The following is a 21,613-nucleotide window of genomic DNA, read 5'->3' on the forward strand; positions in this document are numbered from 1 at the left end:
ACCAAAAACGAGTTAAAGCGCTAACTTATTTATTATTATCTTCGTTAATCAAAAATGAGTAGTGATGACGCATATAACAATCGAAAATAAAAAATACGTACTCATCCCCGAAGAAAATTATCAAGAGTTGAAAAAACCAGCAGCCCTGAAACACCATCCCGAGAAAACTTTTTCAATTGCTGAGGCCAGCGCGCAAAGCAAAAAGTTAATCAGGAAATGGTCAGCAGAAAATAGTTATTAAAGAATCGGTAGTAGAAAGCGTCGCCAGGATTCCTGGTATATCGAATCAAAAGGACTTCCTGCAACAGCAGAAAAATTTTCAGATGCTGTTTATGATTTTATTGAGACCTTAGCCGACAATCGGAAAAGATATAGAACCTGTAGAGAACCAGAAAGAATTTAATGGGCTACAAATGTATAGCTTATAAGAAGAAGTACACCTTAGTTTTAATGGAATTCGAGACGGAAATAATTATCTGCGACTTTCTCGCGTCAAAAATGATTCATTGGTAAAAAATACGCCATTGATTATTACAATCAACGGCGCAAGCAAATAATCGGGGGATTAAGATCTTATCTCGTTAAATAATACTTTTTAACAATATTGGTTTTATCCATTTTTGCTGTGAACTGCAGCTGTGTAGCAGATAAGGTGGAAACCGTACAATATGATGTTCCTTCCGGAAAAACCATACTGAAGTCCTTACCTAAAGAAATTATATAACTCCCGATTGTACGCTGATTGGACATACCCAACTCCACTTGGTCATCATCATTCGATTTAAAGTCCATGTAATCATTTATTGTATAGGTAAATGTTCCATTAAGGCTTTCATTTGAGTTGCCCGAAACTTCAATTTTATTAACCATCCATTTACCAATAATTCTGGCTTTTAGCGAACTATCGTCCTTTTTACAAGAGAATAACGCTGCAGTCGCTAAAAAAAGCAAACTTAAAACGGTAATTTGTTTTTTCATTTAGGGGAGATTTAAGTTTTGATTATGATTATTAACGCCCTTTAACCAAATTTCGTACCATTCTAATAAAATAAACGGAATTACATTATGAATTACTTAAGGACTAAATTACTGATTACAGCGTTATAATCATTTAGAAATGCTTTAAATTGGCGTTTATCAGGTATAATTTATATTTTCGCAAAAACAAAATTTAAATACATGGAAGAATTCGAAGTAAGTGATGCATCTAAGAAAACTAAAACGGTATACATCTCTACTATTATTAGTATTGCGTTGGTTCTATTAATGCTGGGACTGCTTGGGTTGGTACTTGTACATGCCAAAAACCTGTCTAACTATGTTAAAGAAAATATCGTATTAAACATCATTGTCGATGAAGGTGCTAAAGAAACTGACGTACTGGCTTTTCAGAAAGAACTGAATTCCAATCCCGCTGTAAAACAAACCCAGTATGTGAATAAAGAACTAGCAGCCCGAAATTTAACTCAGGATTTAGGAGAGGACTTTGTTAACTTTTTAGGTTACAACCCCTTAACTTCTACCTTCGATGTCTATTTGAAAGCAGACTATGCAAATAATAAGAGTATTGACGCTTTAAAAGCCAACATTGCAAAAAACCCTGTTGTCAAAGAAGTGGTATATCAGAGTTCCTTAATTGACATGGTAAATAAAAATATCAATACCATTGGCCTGATAATTTTAGCTTTTGCTGCACTGTTACTTGTCATCTCTATTGCATTGATTAACAATACCATACGTCTTGCGATATACTCACAACGATTTTTAATAAAAAGTATGCAGTTAGTTGGTGCAACGAAAAATTTTATCAGACGTCCTTTCTTATTGTATGCTGCACTTCATGGTTTAATTGCAGCATTTATCGCAATAATTATTTTATTGGCGACATTGATATATGCCCGTAAGGAAGTGCCTGAAATCATTATTCTGAATAATTATACAGAATTTGGTTTCGTGTTTATTGGCCTGGTAATTATTGGCATTTTTATTACAGGAATTAGTACATGGTTTGCAGTAAGCAGGTATTTACGTTTAAAATCTTATCATCTTTATAGATAATGGCAGAGAAAAAAACAGGTCCGGTAACAAAGGACGTTAAAAGCAAGTTGGTTTTCACTAAGAAAAACTATCAGTTATTACTTATCAGCATGGCAATTGTTGCTGTCGGCTTCGTATTAATGATGGGTACAACAGGCAACATTTACGACTTCAGAAGAACTTTGTTAGCACCTTTAGTTGTGCTTTCTGGTTTTGCTTTTGGCATTTACGCGATTCTTAAAAAATAATTTTCCGCTCAGGATTGTAATGGAAAATGCTAAATATATAATTTAGCGTTTCTCTATTGCCGTTATCTAATATAAATTATGAATTCTTTTGAAGCCATTATCCTTGCAATTATCGAAGGATTGACTGAGTTTTTACCCGTATCCAGTACTGGACACATGATTATCGGTTCTTCCTTAATGGGTATTGCCAGCGACCCTTTTGTGAAGCTTTTCACGGTTGCTATACAACTAGGTGCCATTCTTTCAGTGGTTGTATTGTATTTTAAAAGGTTCTTTAAATCGATAAATTTTTACATTAAACTTTTAGTTGCCTTTATCCCGGCAGCAATATTTGGTCTTTTATTGAGCGATACTATTGATGCACTTTTGGAAAGTCCGATGGCAGTTGGGATTTCCTTATTAATTGGTGGTGTAATTTTATTATTCGTTGATAAATGGTTTAATCAGCCAACGGTTACAGAAGAAGAAGATGTTACCTATCTTACGGCCTTGAAAATAGGCTTCTTCCAATGTATCGCTATGATCCCAGGCGTTTCCCGTTCAGGTGCAACTATCGTTGGCGGTATGTCTCAAAAGCTAAGCAGAAAAGTGGCAGCTGAATTTTCATTCTTTTTAGCCGTACCAACCATGTTCGCTGCAACAGCAAAAAAACTTTATGACTTTTATAAAGAAGGAAATACAATTACACACGAACAAACCACTTTATTAATTATTGGTAATGTGGTTGCCTTCATTGTCGCACTTCTGGCGATTAAAAGCTTCATCGGCTACCTGAACAAACACGGTTTCAGGGTTTTCGGCTGGTACAGAATTGTAGCGGGATTAATCATTATCGGACTGTTGCTAACCGGACATAACTTACAAATTATTTAATCTGTATCTTTGCGCAAAAAAGATTTGTGAGTACAGAAAATTCAAAGTTTAAAGATTTCGATTTTGCCGGGGGCGAACTGCTGCTGATTAATAAACCATACAAATGGACTTCGTTTGATGTGGTAGGCAAAATACGTAATTCTTTAAAGCCATTAAAACTTAAAGTTGGTCATGCGGGCACGTTAGACCCGCTAGCAACAGGTTTGCTTATCATTTGTACAGGTAAACTGACTAAACAGATAGATACTTTTCAGGCTGAAGAGAAAGAATATACAGGCACTATGATTCTCGGTGCCACCACACCTTCATTCGATATGGAAACCGAGGTTGAGGAAACATTCGACATCAGCAACATCACAGCAGAAGAAATTTATGAAGCCTGTAAACCCTTTATAGGGGATATTGAACAGTACCCACCTGCACACTCAGCGGTAAAGGTAAATGGTGAACGATTGTATGTGAAAGCCAGACTAGGTGAAGAGGTAGAACTACGTAAACGTTCTGTTTCTGTTCCGGAATTTGAAATTACCCGTATAGAGTTGCCTGAAATCGATTTCCGAATTGTTTGTAGTAAAGGTACTTACATCCGATCATTGATATCTGATTTCGGTAAGCAGCTAAACAATGGTGCTTATCTTTCTAAACTTACACGCACGCGCAGCGGAAACTTTTTACTTTCGAATTCGTTTGAGGTTTTAGAGCTTGTTAATTATATTCGCAGCAAGAAAGATGAAGCTAAAGTACAGGAATAAGCATGAACAACATCAAAAATAAGAATGCCCGGTTAATCAAAGAAATTTTATTAATCATGGCTGGTGTTACTTCGGCATGTTTTGGTCTGAAAAGTTTTTTAATGCCCAGTCATTTTATTGATGGTGGCGTTACCGGCATTTCATTACTTGTTAGCACATTAACCGGCTGGAATCTATCTTACCTGATTGCGATTATCAACATCCCATTCGTAATTTTAGGCTTCAGGCAAATTGGAAAAGGCTTCGCATTGAAAACGGCGATTGCAATTGCCTGCCTATCACTTGCCTTAGTTATCATCCCTTTCCAGCCTATTACCCATGATAAATTATTAATTGCATTTTTTGGCGGGCTGTTTTTAGGTGGGGGAATTGGCTTAGCAATGCGTGGCGGATGCGTAATTGATGGCACTGAAGTACTGGCACTTTACATCAGTAAAAACAGTATTCTTACCGTTGGCAACATTATCCTGGTTTTAAATATCATCATTTTTGCATTTGCTGCATATTTTTTAAATATTGAAACAGCGCTATATGCTATTCTCACCTACCTATCGGCATCAAGTACCATAGATTTTATTGTAAATGGACTGGAGCAGTACACAGGTGTAACCATCATCTCAGAACATCAGGAAGAAATTAAGGGCTATATCATTAAGGATATGAAGCGTGGTGTTACGATTTATAAAGGTGAGGGCGGTTATGGCGAGAAGAAGGATCTTGATATTATTTTTACCGTTGTAACTAAACTTGAGATGAGCAAACTTCAAAGCGCCATCAGACAAATCGATGCAGACGCTTTTGTAATACAACAACAAATTGCCGATCTGAAAGGTGGCGTGGTTAAACGCCATTCTTTACATTAATTATCAATCCATTGAAAATATACAATCATCTTTCCGAATTTTCGAAACTGAATAATGCAATAGTAACCATCGGCACTTTTGACGGTGTACACTTTGGACATCAAAAAATTATAAGGCAACTGGTCGAAAAAGCCAAAGCAGATAATGGAGAAAGCGTAATATTGACTTTTTTTCCGCATCCAAGAATGATTATCGACCCTGAAAATCAGGATTTAAAGATGATTAACACCATAAATGAAAAGGCTGAAATTCTAAAAAGCTTAGGTGTCGATCACCTTATTATCACACCATTTACCCGCGATTTTTCGAATCAGCTTCCCGAAGATTACATAAAAAACACTTTAGTAAACAACATTGGCACCAAACACATTATCATTGGTTACGACCATCGTTTTGGCAAAGACCGTTTAGGTAATCTTGCCGATTTAAAAGCTGCCGGATTACACTATGGTTTCACAGTTGAGGAAATCATGGAACAGGATATTCATGATGTAGCAGTAAGTTCGACTAAAATCAGGCAGGCACTATTAGAAGGCAATGTAGGTTTGGCAGCTGACTATTTAGGCTATCCATTTTCCATTTTCGGTCGTGTAATTAAAGGCGACAAGATTGGCAGAACAATTGGCTTCCCTACGGCAAATATTTTCGTAGAAGAAACCTATAAACTCATTCCCGGCGACGGAATTTATGCGGTAACAGTAGAGATTGGTTCAGCATTGAGCGTTGAGGGTATGGCGGCTGAACAACGTCAAACGCCAAACGCCAAACGCCAAATTTATAAAGGCATGGCTTACATTGGACAAAGGCCAACGATAAATGGTATGACCAGAAATATTGAGGTTAATATTTTTGATTTCAGCCAGGAAATTTATGGCCAGGATATAAAAATGAACTTTTTAAAATTTTTGCGCCACGACGTAAAATTCACCGGATTAGACGCTCTAACTGTTCAGCTTCAAAAAGATAAAGAAGCAACTTTAGATTATTTCAAATCCATATAATAATCGGTTTTATTACAATTTTTTCTTTAAAAAAAGCCTCATTTTAGCTATATTAGCAGCAATGAGGCTTTTTTACATCGTCAACATTTTTATTTTTTTTATTGGCTTTGCAAGCTTTGCTTCGCAAAAAAAGCAGGTTATCGACTCAAAAAAAGGTACTAAACTCAGTATTACTTCAGGCAAAAAACAAGTTAAAATTAATTCCGATTTTAGCCAGTCGAATGAAAATCTGCAGAAAGATTTCATCAATAATACGGTTATTAAGATTTCCCATCCGGCTTGCATTCTGCTCACATTTCTCTCTTTTCTTTTTTTAAAGAACAAATCGACAAAAGCGAGAACGGCAATCAAAAGATTGAAATTTATTTATTGGTACTTATTTAAAATCCTTTATCCGAAACACGTTTTCTGGTAGCAATTATAAATTAGAAGCAGCAATGTAGAATTATAAACATAGCCCTTAGCTATGCTTACCATTTACCCTTTCTCCGAATTTATACATGCATTTACCAGATTTAATAGCCGATTTAGGATTAATTCTTGCCGCAGCGGGAATAACCACACTCATATTTAAAAGAATAAAACAGCCTCTGGTTTTAGGCTACATCTTAGCGGGTCTCTTGGTTGGATCTCACCTAAGTTTCTTTCCATCCGTAACCGATACAAAAAGCATCAATATTTGGGGAGAGATAGGGGTGATTTTTCTACTATTCAGTTTAGGTTTAGAGTTCAGTTTCAAAAAACTGGTTAAGGTAGGCGGGTCGGCTTCCATTACCGCTATCGTTAAAGTACTTTTGATTATTCTTGCCGGTTATCTGGCTGCTAAAGCGTTGGGTTGGTCTGACATGGATAGTTTATTTCTCGGCGGGATATTATCCATTTCCTCGACCATGATAACGATAAAAGCCTTTGAAGAACTAGGTTTAAAACATAAAAAATTTGCTGGTCTTGTTTTCGGGGTTTTAATTGTAGAAGATTTAGTTGCGATTTTACTCCTGGTGTTATTTTCAACACTTGCCGTTAGTCAGCAATCGGCAGGAACAGAAATGTTATTTTCCATCTTAAAACTCGCGTTCTTTTTGGTCCTTTGGTTTTTAGGGGGCATCTTTTTAGTTCCGTCGTTCCTGAAAGCAACTAAAAAATTAATGAATGATGAAACCATGCTGGTCGTTTCCCTGGCACTATGTTTAGTAATGGTTTTACTGGCCGATAAAGTGGGTTTTTCTCCTGCTCTTGGTGCTTTTATCATGGGCTCTATTTTGGCAGAAACAACCCAGGCGGAACGTATTGAGCATTTAACGAAATCTGTTAAAGACTTATTTGCGGCAGTTTTCTTTGTATCTGTAGGCATGCTTATCGACCCTGCCATGCTGGTTAAATACGCCGTCCCAATCTTAGTAGCTACATTTATCATCATTTTCGGAAAGATACTGTTTACTATTCTCGGCGCCTTACTATCCGGGCAACCACTTAAAACATCCGTGCAATCGGGCATGAGTCTAGCACAAATCGGTGAGTTTTCGTTCATTATCGCATCGTTGGGCTTAACGCTCAAAGTAACCAGCGATTTCCTTTACCCGATAGCAGTAGCTGCAGCCGCGATAACGACCTTTACGACACCATACCTAATTAAACTGTCCGACCCGTTTTATCAGTTCTTGAAAAGAAAATTACCACAAAAATGGCTCGATGGAATTGAAAGGTATAGCTCGAGTACCGAGGGCATCACCACTTTGAGCGACTGGAAAATCCTGCTACGATCGTATATTTTTAATACAATTATCCACTCCGTAATTATTATCGCCATTATTTTTTTAGCATACCGATATGTTCAGCCTTTCATTGCAAAAAATGTAGTCAATGGTATCCAGTCTACTATTATAAGTTTGATAGCCTCTTTCATCCTGATGGCTCCGTTTTTATGGGCATTATCGATCAGAAGGATACAAAAAAATGCCTATTCACATTTGTGGCTAAATAAAAAATATACGCGGGGACCTTTGATTGCCATTGAGGTTTTTAGAATTGCCCTTGGTATATTTTTCGTCGGTTTTTTAATGTATGAATTTTTTGATACCTGGATTGCGGCAGGTATTGCTTTAGCACTTATCATTTTGGTAATGGTCATATTTTCGAGAAAGCTACAGGCATTTTACAATAAACTGGAAAAGCGTTTCATGCTCAACCTGAATGCGAGAGAAAATCTAAAGCCGGATATTTTACCCTGGGATACTCACTTAACCGAAATTAAAGTCTCTCCCGAATCAAGTGTTGTCGGGAAGACATTAGCTGAACTGATGATCAGGGAAAAATATGGAGTAAATATTGCTTTGATTGAACGGGGCAGAAATAATATTCCAACTCCTGGAAGGGATGAAAGACTTTATCCTAATGATAACCTGCTACTGATTGGTGCCGATGATCAACTGGCCTCAGTAAAAGCACTTCTGGAAGTCGACATTCCGGATACCGAACAAGAAAAGACTTTTCCTGATAAGGAAATGACCCTGCAAAAGGTTGTGGTAAGTACCGAATCGCCGGTATATGGCCTGAGCATCAGAAATGCAGGAATCAGAGAAAAGGCACAGGCACTAATTGTTGGCATTGAACGTGGTACAAGCAGAATTTTAAATCCTTCATCTGATTTCGTTTTCGATAACGGCGATGTTATCTGGATTGTTGGCAATAACAAGAAGATTAAAGAAGTGATTTAAAGTTGATGTCTTGATACCTGATACTCCTATCTTGATACTAATTTCATACCTTCGTTATTATCCTAAATATGAAAGTCGATAAAGAAAAGAGTGAGTTTCTGGATGATATGATTGAGCAGTGGCAAAACGACGGCTTAATTAGTGAGGAAACCAGCAATAAACTTCGTAAAAGCTATGAGGCCAAAAATTTCGATTGGCTACGCCTGGCACAATATGCTTTCTGGGTTGCGCTTGCCTGCGGATTTATTGCATTAGGTTCTTTGCTTATCGATAATTCTATTCTTAATTATTTAAAAAGGGTTTATAACACACCAAATATTGTCATCGCAATTGTTTCGGGCGGACTCGCAGCCTGGTTGTACATTTTAGGTTTCAGAAGGAAACAAAAACTGGCCCATCTAAAGTTCAGCAACGAAGCCATCGTTTTTTCTGCCATTCTGTTAACAGCAAATGCCATTGCCTATTTCGGAAAGGCATTGGATAATGGCTCGGGTAATTTCTCTATGCTGATATTGATTTCAGTATTCATTTACGGTGCCCTGGGATTTGTTTTCAATTCAAGATTAATCTGGATTTTTGCTTTAATCACTCTTGGTGCCTGGTTTGGAACCGAAACCGGCTATTTAAGTCGCTGGAATTATTATTTTCTTGGGATGAACTACCCCTTACGTTTTGTCATCTTTGGAGCAATATTAACCGCTGCTTCATTTATTATGAAAGTACGTCCGAAAATGCAGCACTTTTTCCAGGTAACTTACATTGCCGGAATGGTGTACCTTTTTATTTCATTATGGGCCTTATCGGTTTTTGGGAATTTTGCAAGCCTGGAAGAATGGTATAGCGTCAGGCAATTAAGTTTGTTTTATTGGGCACTGATCTCTGCAGTAGTATGCGTTGCAAGCACGCTTTTCGGCTTAAAATACCATGATGATATCGCCCGTGAATTCGGGATAACATTTCTTTTCCTGAATCTTTATACCCGCTATTTCGAATACTTCTGGGATAGCTGGCACAAAGCGTTATTCTTTGCCGTACTGGCTGCATCATTCTGGCTTATCGGTAGAAAAGCAGAAAAGATTTGGAATGTTGAGTTTTTAAAATGAAAAATTAAGTCATGTATTATATTGTGGAACAAGGTCTCCATATTTTATGGTTTCTTTTATCACCTGTAGCTGGTGAGTTGCTTCTAAAATACAGCTCCAGGGCAAACATCAAAACGCTCTTAATTTCCAGTGCGTTGTTATTTTCACCAATACTCATCGGATATTCTTATACATTTCCCTATTTCAATGAAATCCTGTTCTTTGTCATTTTATCAACTTCTTATACATTTATTGTTCAACTAATAAATCCGCAAACAAAGATCACCATTTTTGTGGTTTCTGTATTTGGACTATTCGGCTTGGCTTGTCTGTCTAAGATTGCAGGAACAATAACTGTAGAAGAAAAATGGGAGTTCGAAAACTACAAAATCGAATATAAAAAAGATCAGGGTTTTTCTGGCGGCCCTCTATATACTTACAAGTTAAGCAGATACACAAATGTTCCAATTTATATCAAAGAATTAGAAATTAAGGTAGCAATTAAAGATACCCTAGAAGGTTGCTCAATAAATTTTCCAGAAAATCAATTGACATTTGATAAATGTGTGCACAACGACGGCAGACCGGCGCTTACCATTGAGAATCGGTAATAGCAACCAAAGTCACCTATCAAAAAACATTTCTTAACTGATTGACCTCGAGATTACCTTTATTCCTATAGTACAATTATCAGCTGCTTAACGATCAAATAAGCTGCTAAAACGTATAAAAATATCGCTATAGATTTATTAATAATTAAGCTGCTTAAAGCAAATTTCTCCTGAATAAATGTAGCGAAATGTGCATATACATATAATGCCAGCGCCGAACCAAATCCAGAACCAATACTAAAGATTATTAATGATAAGTAATCTGTTTTAATCCATTCATGCAGGATAACATAGTTACCAAAGAACAGCCAGAAAGGAATCTGAACAGGATTTAAAACACCTAAAATTAATCCATAAAGCACACTCCCACTACGCTTATCTTCCTTTTTGCTGCTAGTTTTGGGGGTTTTCTTACGATTTACCCAGGTTATCGTTCCCATCACAATAAACATGAGAATCATGAAGCAATCCACCAGCGTGCCAAGCCTTACCTCGCTTACTGCTTCATTAGGATTGATGTCGCTCATCGCCCATCGTGCAAAACGCATCATCCCGAAAGTGAAACAAATTTCTACGCAGGAGAAAGATAGAATGAAGTACCAAACCTGGCGCATACCTTTATTTATCGCCAGCTGCGCCACTGTGAGGTTGATATTACCTGGGGGTATATAACCCATCGCATTGACCAGGATGCCCAGGAAGAACGTTATAACAAGCATTGCCGAAATTATGGATTTAATTCTAAATGCGATGCCAAATATTTTCCAGTAAACGAATTTTTCGCTTTGGCCAAATCTTCGGGTACACCTTCAAAAACCAGTTGGCCACCACCATCGCCCCCCTCCGGACCGATATCAATCACCCAATCGGCACATTTAATCATATCCATATTATGTTCAATAACCAGGATGGTATTGCCCTGTTCAATTAAGGTATTCAAAGCCTTTAGCAATTTTTTAATGTCGTGAAAGTGTAAACCAGTAGTCGGTTCATCAAAAATGAATAGCGTTTTGTTGGCATTATTCCCTTTTATTAAGAAAGAAGCCAATTTAATACGCTGCGCTTCACCACCTGACAAGGTATTGGAAGACTGACCTAAATGGACATAACCCAGACCAACATCAACTAAGGGATTCAGTTTATTCAGTATTTTCTGTTCATCTTTGAAGAATATAACGGCTTCGTCAATGGTCATATCCAATATTTCTGAAACGTTTTTTTCTTTATAGGTTACATCAAGTACCTGTTGCTTAAAACGTTTACCACCACAGGCTTCACAAGGCAGGTAAATATCAGCCATAAATTGCATTTCAATTTTAACTTCACCCTCTCCCTGGCAAACATCACAACGGCCGCCTTCAACGTTAAAAGAGAATGCTGCGGGTTTCAATCCAGCAGCTTTAGCAGCAGCCAATCCAGAAAATAAGGCCCTGATGTCATCCCAAGCCTTTACATAGGTAACCGGATTCGAACGACTGGAACGACCAATAGGATTCTGATCCACCATTTCTACCGCACTAACCAGTTCATAGTTTCCGAAAATACCGTCGTAAGTTCCGGTTTGTTCACCGGCATAGTTACCAATTGCTTTTTGCAAAGCAGGATATAAAATCTTCTTAACCAGACTCGTCTTTCCGGAACCGGAAACGCCACTCACTGCTGTAAATACACCTAATGGAAATTTTACATCAATGTTCTGGAGGTTATTTTCCCTTGCGCCCTTAATTAGAATATGGTCTTTCCATTTACGGCGTTTTTCAGGAATAGCAATCTTTTCAATTCCAGCTAAATATCGACCTGTTAAACTTTTTTTATCTTTTAAAATTTCTTCATAATTACCACTAAACACCAGGTTTCCGCCATGTGTTCCCGCTTCAGGACCGATATCAATAATGTAATCAGCAGCACGCATCATCTCTTCCTCGTGCTCAACTACAATTACCGTATTACCAACATTTCTTAATGAAATTAAAACTTCAATAAGCTTATTTGTATCCCTTGGGTGCAAACCTATACTTGGTTCATCCAAAACATAAATCGAACCCACCAAGCTACTACCCAGAGATGTGGCAAGATTAATTCTTTGTGATTCGCCGCCTGATAACGTATTCGACAAGCGGTTTAAGGTTAGATAACCTAATCCAACATTGTTTAAATAGAGAAAACGGTTATTGATTTCCGCAAGTAATCGCTTGGAAATCTTGGTATCGTTCGCGTTTAATTTCAATTCATCAAAGAAAACACGTGCCTTTGCTAAAGGCATCAAAACCACATCGATGATTGATTTCTCTGCGATTTTTACATATGATGCATCCTTACGCAATCGGGAACCTTTACAATCCGGACAGGTTGTTTTACCACGATAGCGTGATAGCATTACCCTGTATTGAATTTTGTACGTTTGCTCTTCAAGCTCCTTGAAAAATGCATCCAGTCCGGAAAAATACTTATTACCAGTCCATAATAACTGGCGTTCCTTTTCGGTTAAAGCGCTATAAGGCCGATGGATAGGAAAATCGAATTTAGGTGCTGCCTTCACGAAATTCTGCAACCATACGCCCATTTTTTCGCCTCGCCATGGTGCTATGGCATTATCGTAAACACTTTTACTTTTATCAGGAACGACCAAATCTTCATCAATTCCGATTACATTTCCATATCCTTCACAGCGTTTACATGCGCCATGGGGATTATTGAAAGAAAAGAAATTAGGCGTTGGTTCCTCGAAACGGATACCATCCAATTCAAATCTATCGCTGAAATGCTTTGTTTCGCCCTCAGCCTCAACATAAGAATCCCCTTTGCCTTCAAAAAAGGCAGTTTGTACAGAATCCGCCAAACGGCTTAAAGTTTCTTCTTCCCGATTGGTTACAATTCTGTCGATTAAAATTTGTACCGTTTTATCATCAGTGAGTTCCGCATCCTTAAAATCAGCATCATCTAAAACCAATTCAATTTTTAAGATTTTCCCATCAATTAAAACCCTTAAAAAACCTTTTTGAAGCAAAATTGCCAGTTCCTCTTTAATCGTTCTGTTATTGTGCGGATAAAGGGGGCAAAAAATTGTTACAGTGGTATCTTCCGGAAAGTTACTTACGTAATCCACAACAGTACTTACTGAATCCTTTTTAACTTCTTTGCCCGAAACAGGAGATATTGTTTTACCGATACGCGAAAAAAGTAATTTTAAATAATCATAGATTTCTGTAGATGTGCCAACCGTAGAACGGGGATTTGAAGTAATCACCTTCTGTTCAATGGCAATTGCAGGTGCAATACCTTTAATGTAATCTACATCCGGTTTGTTCATCCTACCCATAAACTGCCGGGCATAACTGGATAAACTTTCCACATAACGACGCTGACCCTCAGCATACAATGTATCGAAAGCCAGAGAAGATTTGCCTGAACCCGACATCCCTGTTACCACGACTAATTTATTTTTAGGAATGGCAACATCAATGTTTTTTAGGTTGTGCACACGGGCACCTTTTATTATAATATTCTTATGCGGATCTTTTTCGGCTTCTTTTTTGCTCATGTATTATAGGAGATAATAAATTATAAACCCTTTTAATTGATTCGGGTTTTATAAATAACATACAAAAATAGGGTACTGAGGTGGTTAATTTATTTTTTAACATTTTATTTTTTGTTTTTTGATAAAAAAAACACTTTCTTTGAATATTAACAACCTCAAAACCAAACTAACACATTCAAAAAACATAGGAGAGCAGCTATAGAAATTAAACTTCTACAAATTAATTTTTAGCAAATAGTACGGGATTTAGTGTAGGTAAACCTATGAATTTACAATCATATAATGATCAGGACCTGGTAAAGTTATACGTTGCCGGGGACGAGAATGGATTGCAGGAACTTTTACGAAGGCATAAAAGTAAAATTTATACTTCTATCTACTTATTGGTTAAAGACCAATATCTGGCGGAGGATATTTTTCAGGATGCTTTTATTAAAGTGATTAATACCCTGCGGTCAGGGCGATACAACGAGGAAGGCAAGTTCTTACCTTGGGTGATGCGTATTGCGCACAACTTAGTTATCGATTATTTCAGGAAGGAAAAAAGAACGCCGATTATTACAAGTTCTGATGGGATGGATGTATTTAATATGCTACACTTTTATGATGAAAGTGCAGAAGAAAAAATGCTTCGTGAGCAAACTCATAAAGACCTCAAAGCGATGATTCATTTGTTACCAGATGAACAGAAGGAAGTGCTTCTAATGCGTCATTATGCAGATTTAAGCTTCAAGGATATTGCTGATCTAACTGAAGTGAGCATTAACACCGCTTTAGGACGTATGCGATATGCATTAAGCAATCTTCGTAAAATGCTGAAGACAAAGGAAATGACGTACAAAGGGTAACATAAATATTACATAAAATATGTAGCGTATTGAAATAAAGCAAATGAACTATCGTTAAGTTTATAAAACAAAAACATTTAGTGCTTATGACAAAAACCTCTACATCAAAAACAAATGTAAATTTACCAACCCAGAACATGTTTCAGTCTACTATTGATAATGAATCTGATGCGGAAATCGACTTATTTTATGATCAAATTAAAAGTAAGTTAGATGTGCTGATTAAAAATCCTTCGGACGATACAATCAACAGGATTTTAGCGTACAGCAACATAAAGTAAGGTTACACGAGCTAAAAAAAAGCTGCTTCACGGGTTGAGGCAGCTTTTTTTATGCTTTTCATTTACACTTTTATTACAAATACCTATTATAAAAGCCATATCTTTGCTTAGTGTAATTTTAACACTAAGCAACGCATGAATAAGAACTTAATTCCCTTAACACTTGGTGGTTTAGGAATCGGCATTACGGAGTTTGTAATGATGGGCTTATTGCCTGACATTTCGAAAGATTTAAATGTTACCATCCCAGAGGCGGGCCACTTAATCTCTGCTTACGCGTTGGGCGTTGTAATCGGGGCGCCATTACTGATAATGATTGCCGGAAAATATCCACCAAAAAAGATTCTGATTGCTTTAATGGTTATGTTCACGGTGTTTAATGCCTTCTCTGCATTCGCCCCTACCTTTAATACTTTATTTGTTGCCCGGCTACTTTCAGGTTTGCCACATGGCGCCTTCTTTGGTGTGGGCTCAGTTGTTGCAAGCCGCATCGCAGAAAAAGGTAAAGCTGCACAAGCGGTTTCCCTCATGTTTATGGGTTTAACCATCGCAAACATAGTTGGTGTACCTCTTGGTACTTATATAGGGCATAATTTTTCATGGCGGATTTCTTTTGCTGTTGTAGTTTTTGTGGGGTTGGTAACCTTATTAAGTCTTAAGTTATGGTTACCGGCTTTGGAAGCGACGAAAAACCGTGATTTGAAAGCGGAGCTAAGTTTTTTTAAAAAACGTGAAGCCTGGATAATTATCGTTATGATTTCCATTGGGACAGGTGGTTTATTTACCTGGTATAGTTATATTGCACCATTGATGACAGATGTTGCAGGATTCGCTTCAAATTCTGTTACTTACATTTTAATGCTTGCTGGCTTTGGCATGATGGTGGGAAATTATATTGGTGGTATTTTAGCCGACAAGTTCTCACCGGCAAAAGCATCGGCGGCCTTGCTGCTAACAATGGTTATTACTTTAATTATTGTACATTTTGTGTCCGCAAATCAGCCTTTGGCTTTAATTATGACTTTTATTACTGGCGCTGTTTCGTTTGCTTTGGCTGCACCAATACAAATGCTCATGATTCAATCGGCAAAAGGTTCTGAGATGCTGGCAGCTTCGGCCAGTCAGGCAAGTTTTAATATCGGAAATGCATTAGGTGCATTCTTTGGCGGCCTTCCATTAGTTTATGGTTTCGATTATACTGCTCCAGCTTATGTAGGCGCAGCAATGGCTTTAGTCGGGGCTTTCTTTGCCTTCTGGTTGATTAAAAGAAACGCATCTAAAACCGAAATTGCAGGATCCGAAATAAAAGAAAAGTACATATTACAGCATTAATATTTTTTGTATTCATTTCGGTAATGCCAGGTTCTGCCATCTAAAAACATGATAAAAAATATAGCCGCCGATCTGTGGTGAACAACATCAAAAATTAAATCACCATCCGGGGAAATTGTTAGTCGTGTCTTTTTAATATCAATCCCACCTGCTAGATAGGGAACAAGTAAAAAGCCAAGATTTTTATTCTTTAGATACATATACCCGTCTTTTCTAAGGCTGGTATTTAAGATGCGCTCCTTAATTATTTGTTCGTTTTCAATATAATTAATTTGCAAATGGCTGCCATCAAGCACCAATAATTCAAATTTATATCTTTTAAATGAATCCAGTTTAAAAGTATCTGCCATCAACTTTCTATCAATCTCCGTCAAGAAATTGTTGTACATCCAATATTTTTGAGTTACGCTGTCCGGTTTCCTTTCTTTAATATCGTAAACTCCATTTAGCTTTTTAACATTTGCTGCATTTAAAGGATAAGGATTGATGAGATTTTTTTCGAATGTTACGCATCCCGAATAAACAAGGGTAAATAAGAGCATTCCAAGAAAGTTTATAACGCATTGATCTCTTTTACTTATAATGCCAGCGGCTGCAAAACTTTTTTTTTGATCATCAGCCAAACCTTCTGAAGAGGTAAATACCGATAATAAATTTATACTTTTCATTTTCATTCCATTTATGCCTTGCCTGAATTAGCAGACGCTCAAAAATAAAAATGAAAAAAGTGGAAGATTATCTCTTTAGATTATAAATAGTCGATTTATCAATTATTAAGAATAAGAAATGACCTAATATAAACCTCAAAGATTCTATTAAAATAATAATACACCTCAATAAATTTAATTAGTTAATATTTTTCATTAACTTCAATCAACAAGATATTCTTTATGATTAATGAGCAAATTATATTTTTTGAGTCAATAAAATCATCGCTACCAAGCTATCAAAATCTGGCATTAAGCATAGCTGATGCATTAGCAATCAGTACCAATGAGGCTTACAAGAAAATCAGAGGAACAAGCATTTTAAACCTGCAACAGATTGTAAAACTCTCAGATCATTTTGGTGTTCCGTTTCTATATCAGCCAAACCAGCTGCCCACTGTAACTTTTAATTATCTGAGCGTAGATCAGGAAATACCAAACATGCTTATTTATCTAAAGGACCTATTGGATAATCTCAAACAAATCCATCGGCGCAACAATAAGCATATTACTATTACTACAGACGATATTCCGTTATTTCATTTTTTTAAGTACCCGGAACTCACCTGCTTTAAATTGTTCTTTTGGTCTGACAGTGTGATGAATACAGAAGTAAAGTTTGACCCTAATCTTTTTGACCAAGAAATCATATCAATCTCCAAAGAACTCAATCAACTTTACCTGGAAATTCCATGTACAGAAATTTGGGCAAAGGACACCGTACATGGTACAATTGAGCAAATAAGATATGCTTATGAAGCTGGCTACATATCAAAAGAATTTGCTACACAAATAATTGAACAAGTAAGATATTGCTTAACCGACATGAACATGTACGCCATCAGCAGTAAAAAGACAATTGATCCAAACCACACTTTTAACTGGTTTAATTGCGATGTATTAGGAAGCATTTCTTATTTAGTCGATTTTAAGGATTCAATGTCTTGCTATAACAGGTTTAATACATTCAATTATTTAAAAACGGAAGATCAATCCTATTGCCAGCAAACCAAACAATGGATGCAGAGCCTCATAGGAAAGTCAGTTTCATTTAGCGGGCAGGGAGAAAAACACAGAAATAAGTTTCTTTATAACGCTTTTGCCGAATGCGACAAACTGCTTGCTGAAATTAATAATTATACAATGTAACTGAAAGCACTTTTCGTAAAGCTTACAGGTAAAGCATTTACCAATAGAAAATAAATACTGCTAAAAAATGGTCGCCTTACAAAATGGCCCATACAATTGAGGTAAAAACAGGAAGATTAAGACCGAAGGTTTTGCGTTCATTTTCACAATATAATCGCGCTCATATTATTTTGCTTGCTATATTTGGCGATGCTTAAAAAAGAACGATATAAACTTTTTGTAGAACATTTTTCGGCGAAGCAACCCGATGCAGAAACCGAACTGCATTACAACAATCCTTATCAACTTTTGGTTGCAGTAATACTTTCGGCACAGTGTACTGATAAAAGAGTTAACATGGTTACCCCCGCGCTCTTTCAGCGATTCCCGAATGCAAAAAGCTTATCTGAAGCAACGCCAGACATCGTTTTCGATTACATCAGAAGCATCAGTTATCCCAACAATAAAGCAAAACATTTAGTTGGGATGGCCAATATTTTAGTCAATGAATTTAATGATGTCGTTCCATCCGGTATAGACGATTTACAGAAAATGCCGGGCGTGGGCCGTAAAACGGCAAATGTTATTGCCTCTGTAATCTACAATGCACCTGCAATGGCCGTAGATACGCATGTTTTTCGTGTGGCAAACAGATTAGGCTTAACAAACGGGAAAACGCCTTTGGCTGTAGAAAAAGATCTGGTTAAAAACCTTCCTCAGCATGATATACATATCGCTCACCACTGGCTAATTTTGCATGGACGATATGTTTGTGTTGCCCGGAGTCCGAAATGTGAAGTTTGCGAAATTACCTACATGTGCAGGTATTTTGAGCGACTACGGGCTAAAAATGAACGAGAAAAGCATATTGCTTAAAATATTTTTAATTTACTATTGACATTAGCTAAAAAACAATTAACTTAGCTAAATATTTTAGTATTACAAGTTTTAAACATAAAAGTATATTAGCCGACAATTCAATTATATTTACGAAATCAAATAACAATAAAACATGGCAAGCGCAAATCCTGATAAATTAAAAGCCCTACAGTTAACGCTGGATAAATTAGAAAAATCTTATGGTAAAGGTACCATAATGAAACTTGGCGATACCGCTATCGAACCTATTGATTTCATTTCGACTGGTTCAATCAGTTTAGATATAGCCTTAGGTATTGGTGGTATTCCTAAAGGTAGGGTAATCGAAATATACGGTCCTGAGTCATCAGGTAAGACTACTTTAGCCACACACATTATTGCAGAGGCTCAGAAAAAAGGTGGTATCGCTGCATTTATTGATGCGGAGCATGCTTTCGATCAATTTTACGCAAAGAAATTAGGCGTTGATACAGATAATCTTTTGATTTCTCAACCAGATAATGGTGAGCAGGCTTTAGAAATTGCTGACAATTTAATTCGTTCTGGTGCTATTGACGTTATTGTTATTGACTCGGTTGCTGCATTGGTTCCAAAAAGTGAAATTGAAGGCGAAATGGGCGACAGTAAAATGGGTTTACATGCCCGTTTAATGAGTCAGGCGCTACGTAAATTAACAGGAACCATTTCAAAAACAGGATGTTGCTGTATTTTCATCAACCAGTTGCGGGATAAAATCGGTGTTATGTTCGGTAACCCTGAAACAACAACAGGCGGTAATGCATTAAAATTCTATGCTTCGGTTCGTTTAGATATTCGCCGTATTTCACAGATTAAAGATTCTGATGAGGTTTCTGGAAATCGTGTGAAAGTGAAAATCGTTAAAAACAAAGTTGCGCCGCCTTTCCGCATTGCGGAGTTTGATGTCATGTTTGGCGAAGGTATTTCTAAAAACGGTGAGATCGTCGATTTAGGCGTGGATTTTGGTATTATCAAAAAAGCTGGTTCATGGTACTCTTATGGCGATACTAAATTAGGTCAGGGTAGAGATGCCGTTAAACAACTTTTAAGCGACAATCCTGAACTAGCTGAAGAGCTGGAAATCAAAATTAAAGCAGAAGTGACTGGTGATAAGTTAGAAGAAAAGTAGTAAAAAACTAATTATCATAAAAACCCCAAACTAAATCAGTTTGGGGTTTTTGCATTTAAAGGGTTGTACGAGTTAGTTGCCATCCTGACTGAAAATTGCATTAAAATCTTTAGTTACATAAACGATAACTAATATTGCTGCAATGAGTAAGGCACCCAGAATAATAACACCCCAACTGCCTTTCATTTTATTTTTATCTTTTCTAATCAGGTAATATAACATTCCGATTAAAGGAATAGCACAAACTATCCAGAATACTAACGATGCTCCAGTCATAAATAAATTAATAAACAATAATCAAACTCAAATAATCAGATCAGGATTTTTAAGATTTAAGGATAAGACATGATAAGTTTTCATCCCTGAAATATTTCAAAATCAATCTTTAAAACTTTCTAGCATTTAAACAATCATAGTAATCCTCAATCTGTGTAATCATTTTCTAAATTCCATTTAATCGATTTGACAATTAACCGATTAACCTTTTCAAAACTCCATTCTCGCCATAGGCGAAACTTCCTGCCCGACAAAATCTTGTTTCAAATACTTTTGATAACCTGCAATGGCAATCATACCCGCATTATCCGTGCAATATTGAAAAGCAGGGATGTAAACTTTCCAGCCCAGCTCTACTGCCATTTCCTGCAAAGTATTTCTCAAGCCAGAATTAGCAGATACACCGCCAGCGATGGCAATTTCATTAACGTTATATTGTTTTGCTGCTTTTATCAGCTTATTCATCAAAATCCGGATGATGCTATATTGAACAGAAGCACAAATATCATTTAAATTTTCGGCAATAAAGGTGGGATTCTCCTTTTCCTGCTTCCTGATGAAATAAAGAATTGAAGTTTTAAATCCGCTGAAGCTGAAGTTTAAATCGTCGATTTTTGGTTCGGCAAACTTAAAGGCTTCCGGATTACCCAACTGAGCATGTTTATCTATCAAGGGGCCACCCGGATAAGGTAATTGCAAAATTTTAGCCGTTTTATCGAAAGCCTCACCGGCAGCATCATCCAGAGTCTCACCAACAATTTCCATGTCAAAATAATCCTTCACCAATACGATTTGTGTATGTCCACCGGAAACGGTCAGGCATAAAAAAGGAAAATTGGGTTTAGGATCGTCAATAAAATGCGCCAATATATGTGCATGCATGTGATTAACAGAAATTAGCGGTATATTTAACCCCAATGCGAAAGACTTTGCGAAAGAAACACCAACCAGCAATGAACCCAGTAAACCTGGCCCGCGGGTAAAGGCAACGGCATTAATGTCTTGTTTTGTGACATTTGCATTTTTTAACGCCTGGTCGACAGCCGGTACGATATTTTGTTGATGTACCCTTGAGGCCAATTCAGGGATTACACCACCATAATTTTCATGAATTGTTTGGTTTGCAATAACATTGGCCGTAATTTTGCCGTTGTTACAAATAGCGACTGAAGTATCATCGCAAGAAGACTCGATAGCAAGTATAACAGACAAATTATTTTTATTTAAGCTGTAAAATTATTAAAAAACTATTTAAAATACTCCTTTGGGTAATTGCATCAATAATTTTGCTGC

General features: G+C 36.9%; 22 protein-coding genes. 16 read left to right on the forward strand and 6 right to left on the reverse strand.

Annotation, left to right across the window (positions count from 1 at the left end):
* The first annotated feature begins 64 nt into the window (after positions 1-64).
* Positions 65-241 (forward strand): hypothetical protein, encoded by a 177-nt coding sequence (locus ASF92_RS21050; protein WP_157263918.1) that lies wholly within the window; start codon positions 65-67, stop codon positions 239-241.
* A gap of 332 nt (positions 242-573) precedes the next feature.
* Here the strand turns inward: ASF92_RS21050 and ASF92_RS15115 are convergent, their stop codons facing one another.
* Complete coding sequence (locus ASF92_RS15115; RefSeq protein WP_056094922.1) at positions 574-978, reverse strand: hypothetical protein; 405 nt, start codon at positions 976-978, stop codon at positions 574-576.
* Positions 979-1,179: 201 nt separating this feature from the next.
* Between ASF92_RS15115 and ASF92_RS15120 the strand changes: the two genes are divergently transcribed.
* The 9 genes from ASF92_RS15120 (at position 1,180) to ASF92_RS15165 (ending at position 10,181) form a co-directional block, all read left to right on the forward strand.
* Positions 1,180-2,058 carry an ABC transporter permease gene (locus tag ASF92_RS15120; RefSeq protein WP_056094924.1) on the forward strand — a complete coding sequence of 293 codons (879 nt, stop codon included), beginning with the start codon at positions 1,180-1,182 and terminating at the stop codon, positions 2,056-2,058.
* Positions 2,058-2,285 (forward strand): DUF3098 domain-containing protein, encoded by a 228-nt coding sequence (locus tag ASF92_RS15125; RefSeq protein WP_056094928.1) that lies wholly within the window; start codon positions 2,058-2,060, stop codon positions 2,283-2,285. Before ASF92_RS15120 ends, ASF92_RS15125 begins: the two co-directional genes overlap by 1 nt.
* Before the next feature lie 78 nt (positions 2,286-2,363).
* On the forward strand, positions 2,364-3,158 hold the full coding sequence (locus ASF92_RS15130) for an undecaprenyl-diphosphate phosphatase (protein WP_056094930.1): 795 nt from the start codon (positions 2,364-2,366) through the stop codon (positions 3,156-3,158).
* A 26-nt stretch (positions 3,159-3,184) separates the two neighbouring features.
* Entirely contained in the window at positions 3,185-3,910 is a 726-nt protein-coding gene (truB, locus tag ASF92_RS15135) for a tRNA pseudouridine(55) synthase TruB (protein ID WP_056094933.1), read from the forward strand.
* A gap of 2 nt (positions 3,911-3,912) precedes the next feature.
* Positions 3,913-4,773: a YitT family protein gene (locus tag ASF92_RS15140; protein WP_056094936.1), complete on the forward strand. Its 861-nt coding sequence runs from the start codon at positions 3,913-3,915 to the stop codon at positions 4,771-4,773.
* An 11-nt stretch (positions 4,774-4,784) separates the two neighbouring features.
* Positions 4,785-5,774, forward strand: a complete 990-nt coding sequence (locus ASF92_RS15145; RefSeq protein ID WP_056094939.1) for a bifunctional riboflavin kinase/FAD synthetase — start codon at positions 4,785-4,787, stop codon at positions 5,772-5,774.
* Positions 5,775-6,274: 500 nt separating this feature from the next.
* Positions 6,275-8,488: a cation:proton antiporter gene (locus ASF92_RS15155; protein WP_056094944.1), complete on the forward strand. Its 2,214-nt coding sequence runs from the start codon at positions 6,275-6,277 to the stop codon at positions 8,486-8,488.
* Positions 8,489-8,556: 68 nt separating this feature from the next.
* On the forward strand, positions 8,557-9,591 hold the full coding sequence (locus tag ASF92_RS15160; protein ID WP_056094947.1) for a hypothetical protein: 1,035 nt from the start codon (positions 8,557-8,559) through the stop codon (positions 9,589-9,591).
* Between the two features lie 11 nt (positions 9,592-9,602).
* Complete coding sequence (locus ASF92_RS15165) at positions 9,603-10,181, forward strand: hypothetical protein (RefSeq protein WP_056094951.1); 579 nt, start codon at positions 9,603-9,605, stop codon at positions 10,179-10,181.
* Between the two features lie 65 nt (positions 10,182-10,246).
* Here ASF92_RS15165 and ASF92_RS15170 read toward each other — a convergent pair whose 3' ends face one another.
* Both ASF92_RS15170 and uvrA read right to left on the reverse strand, forming a co-directional pair.
* A complete protein-coding gene (locus ASF92_RS15170; protein ID WP_056094955.1) occupies positions 10,247-10,900 on the reverse strand; it encodes a LysE family transporter in 654 nt (217 codons plus the stop codon).
* Between the two features lie 8 nt (positions 10,901-10,908).
* On the reverse strand, positions 10,909-13,722 hold the full coding sequence (gene uvrA / locus ASF92_RS15175; RefSeq protein ID WP_056094960.1) for an excinuclease ABC subunit UvrA: 2,814 nt from the start codon (positions 13,720-13,722) through the stop codon (positions 10,909-10,911).
* A gap of 263 nt (positions 13,723-13,985) precedes the next feature.
* Between uvrA and ASF92_RS15180 the strand changes: the two genes are divergently transcribed.
* From ASF92_RS15180 to ASF92_RS15190, 3 genes are all read left to right on the forward strand, one after another.
* Positions 13,986-14,570: an RNA polymerase sigma factor gene (locus ASF92_RS15180; RefSeq protein WP_056094965.1), complete on the forward strand. Its 585-nt coding sequence runs from the start codon at positions 13,986-13,988 to the stop codon at positions 14,568-14,570.
* A gap of 86 nt (positions 14,571-14,656) precedes the next feature.
* The gene (locus ASF92_RS15185) at positions 14,657-14,851 is read left to right on the forward strand and encodes a hypothetical protein (RefSeq protein ID WP_056094967.1); all 195 of its coding nucleotides are present in this window, start codon (positions 14,657-14,659) and stop codon (positions 14,849-14,851) included.
* Between the two features lie 135 nt (positions 14,852-14,986).
* Positions 14,987-16,183: an MFS transporter gene (locus tag ASF92_RS15190; RefSeq protein WP_056094970.1), complete on the forward strand. Its 1,197-nt coding sequence runs from the start codon at positions 14,987-14,989 to the stop codon at positions 16,181-16,183.
* Here ASF92_RS15190 and ASF92_RS15195 read toward each other — a convergent pair.
* Entirely contained in the window at positions 16,180-16,851 is a 672-nt protein-coding gene (locus ASF92_RS15195; protein ID WP_157263920.1) for a hypothetical protein, read from the reverse strand. The genes ASF92_RS15190 and ASF92_RS15195 overlap by 4 nt on opposite strands.
* 222 nt (positions 16,852-17,073) lie before the next feature.
* Here ASF92_RS15195 and ASF92_RS15200 point away from each other — a divergent pair, with 222 nt between their 5' ends.
* The 3 genes from ASF92_RS15200 (at position 17,074) to recA (ending at position 20,044) form a co-directional block, all read left to right on the forward strand.
* Positions 17,074-18,039 carry a hypothetical protein gene (locus ASF92_RS15200; protein ID WP_056094977.1) on the forward strand — a complete coding sequence of 322 codons (966 nt, stop codon included), beginning with the start codon at positions 17,074-17,076 and terminating at the stop codon, positions 18,037-18,039.
* Between the two features lie 189 nt (positions 18,040-18,228).
* Positions 18,229-18,894, forward strand: a complete 666-nt coding sequence (gene nth / locus ASF92_RS15205; protein WP_056094979.1) for an endonuclease III — start codon at positions 18,229-18,231, stop codon at positions 18,892-18,894.
* Positions 18,895-19,030: 136 nt separating this feature from the next.
* Complete coding sequence (gene recA / locus ASF92_RS15210) at positions 19,031-20,044, forward strand: recombinase RecA (RefSeq protein WP_056094982.1); 1,014 nt, start codon at positions 19,031-19,033, stop codon at positions 20,042-20,044.
* Positions 20,045-20,116: 72 nt separating this feature from the next.
* Here recA and ASF92_RS15215 read toward each other — a convergent pair whose 3' ends face one another.
* Positions 20,117-20,320: a hypothetical protein gene (locus ASF92_RS15215; RefSeq protein ID WP_056094985.1), complete on the reverse strand. Its 204-nt coding sequence runs from the start codon at positions 20,318-20,320 to the stop codon at positions 20,117-20,119.
* Positions 20,321-20,530: 210 nt separating this feature from the next.
* Positions 20,531-21,532 carry a tRNA (adenosine(37)-N6)-threonylcarbamoyltransferase complex transferase subunit TsaD gene (tsaD, locus tag ASF92_RS15220; RefSeq protein ID WP_056094987.1) on the reverse strand — a complete coding sequence of 334 codons (1,002 nt, stop codon included), beginning with the start codon at positions 21,530-21,532 and terminating at the stop codon, positions 20,531-20,533.
* Positions 21,533-21,613: the final 81 nt, after the last annotated feature.

The sequence above is a fragment of the Pedobacter sp. Leaf176 genome (genome assembly GCF_001424305.1).
GTDB lineage: Bacteria > Bacteroidota > Bacteroidia > Sphingobacteriales > Sphingobacteriaceae > Pedobacter.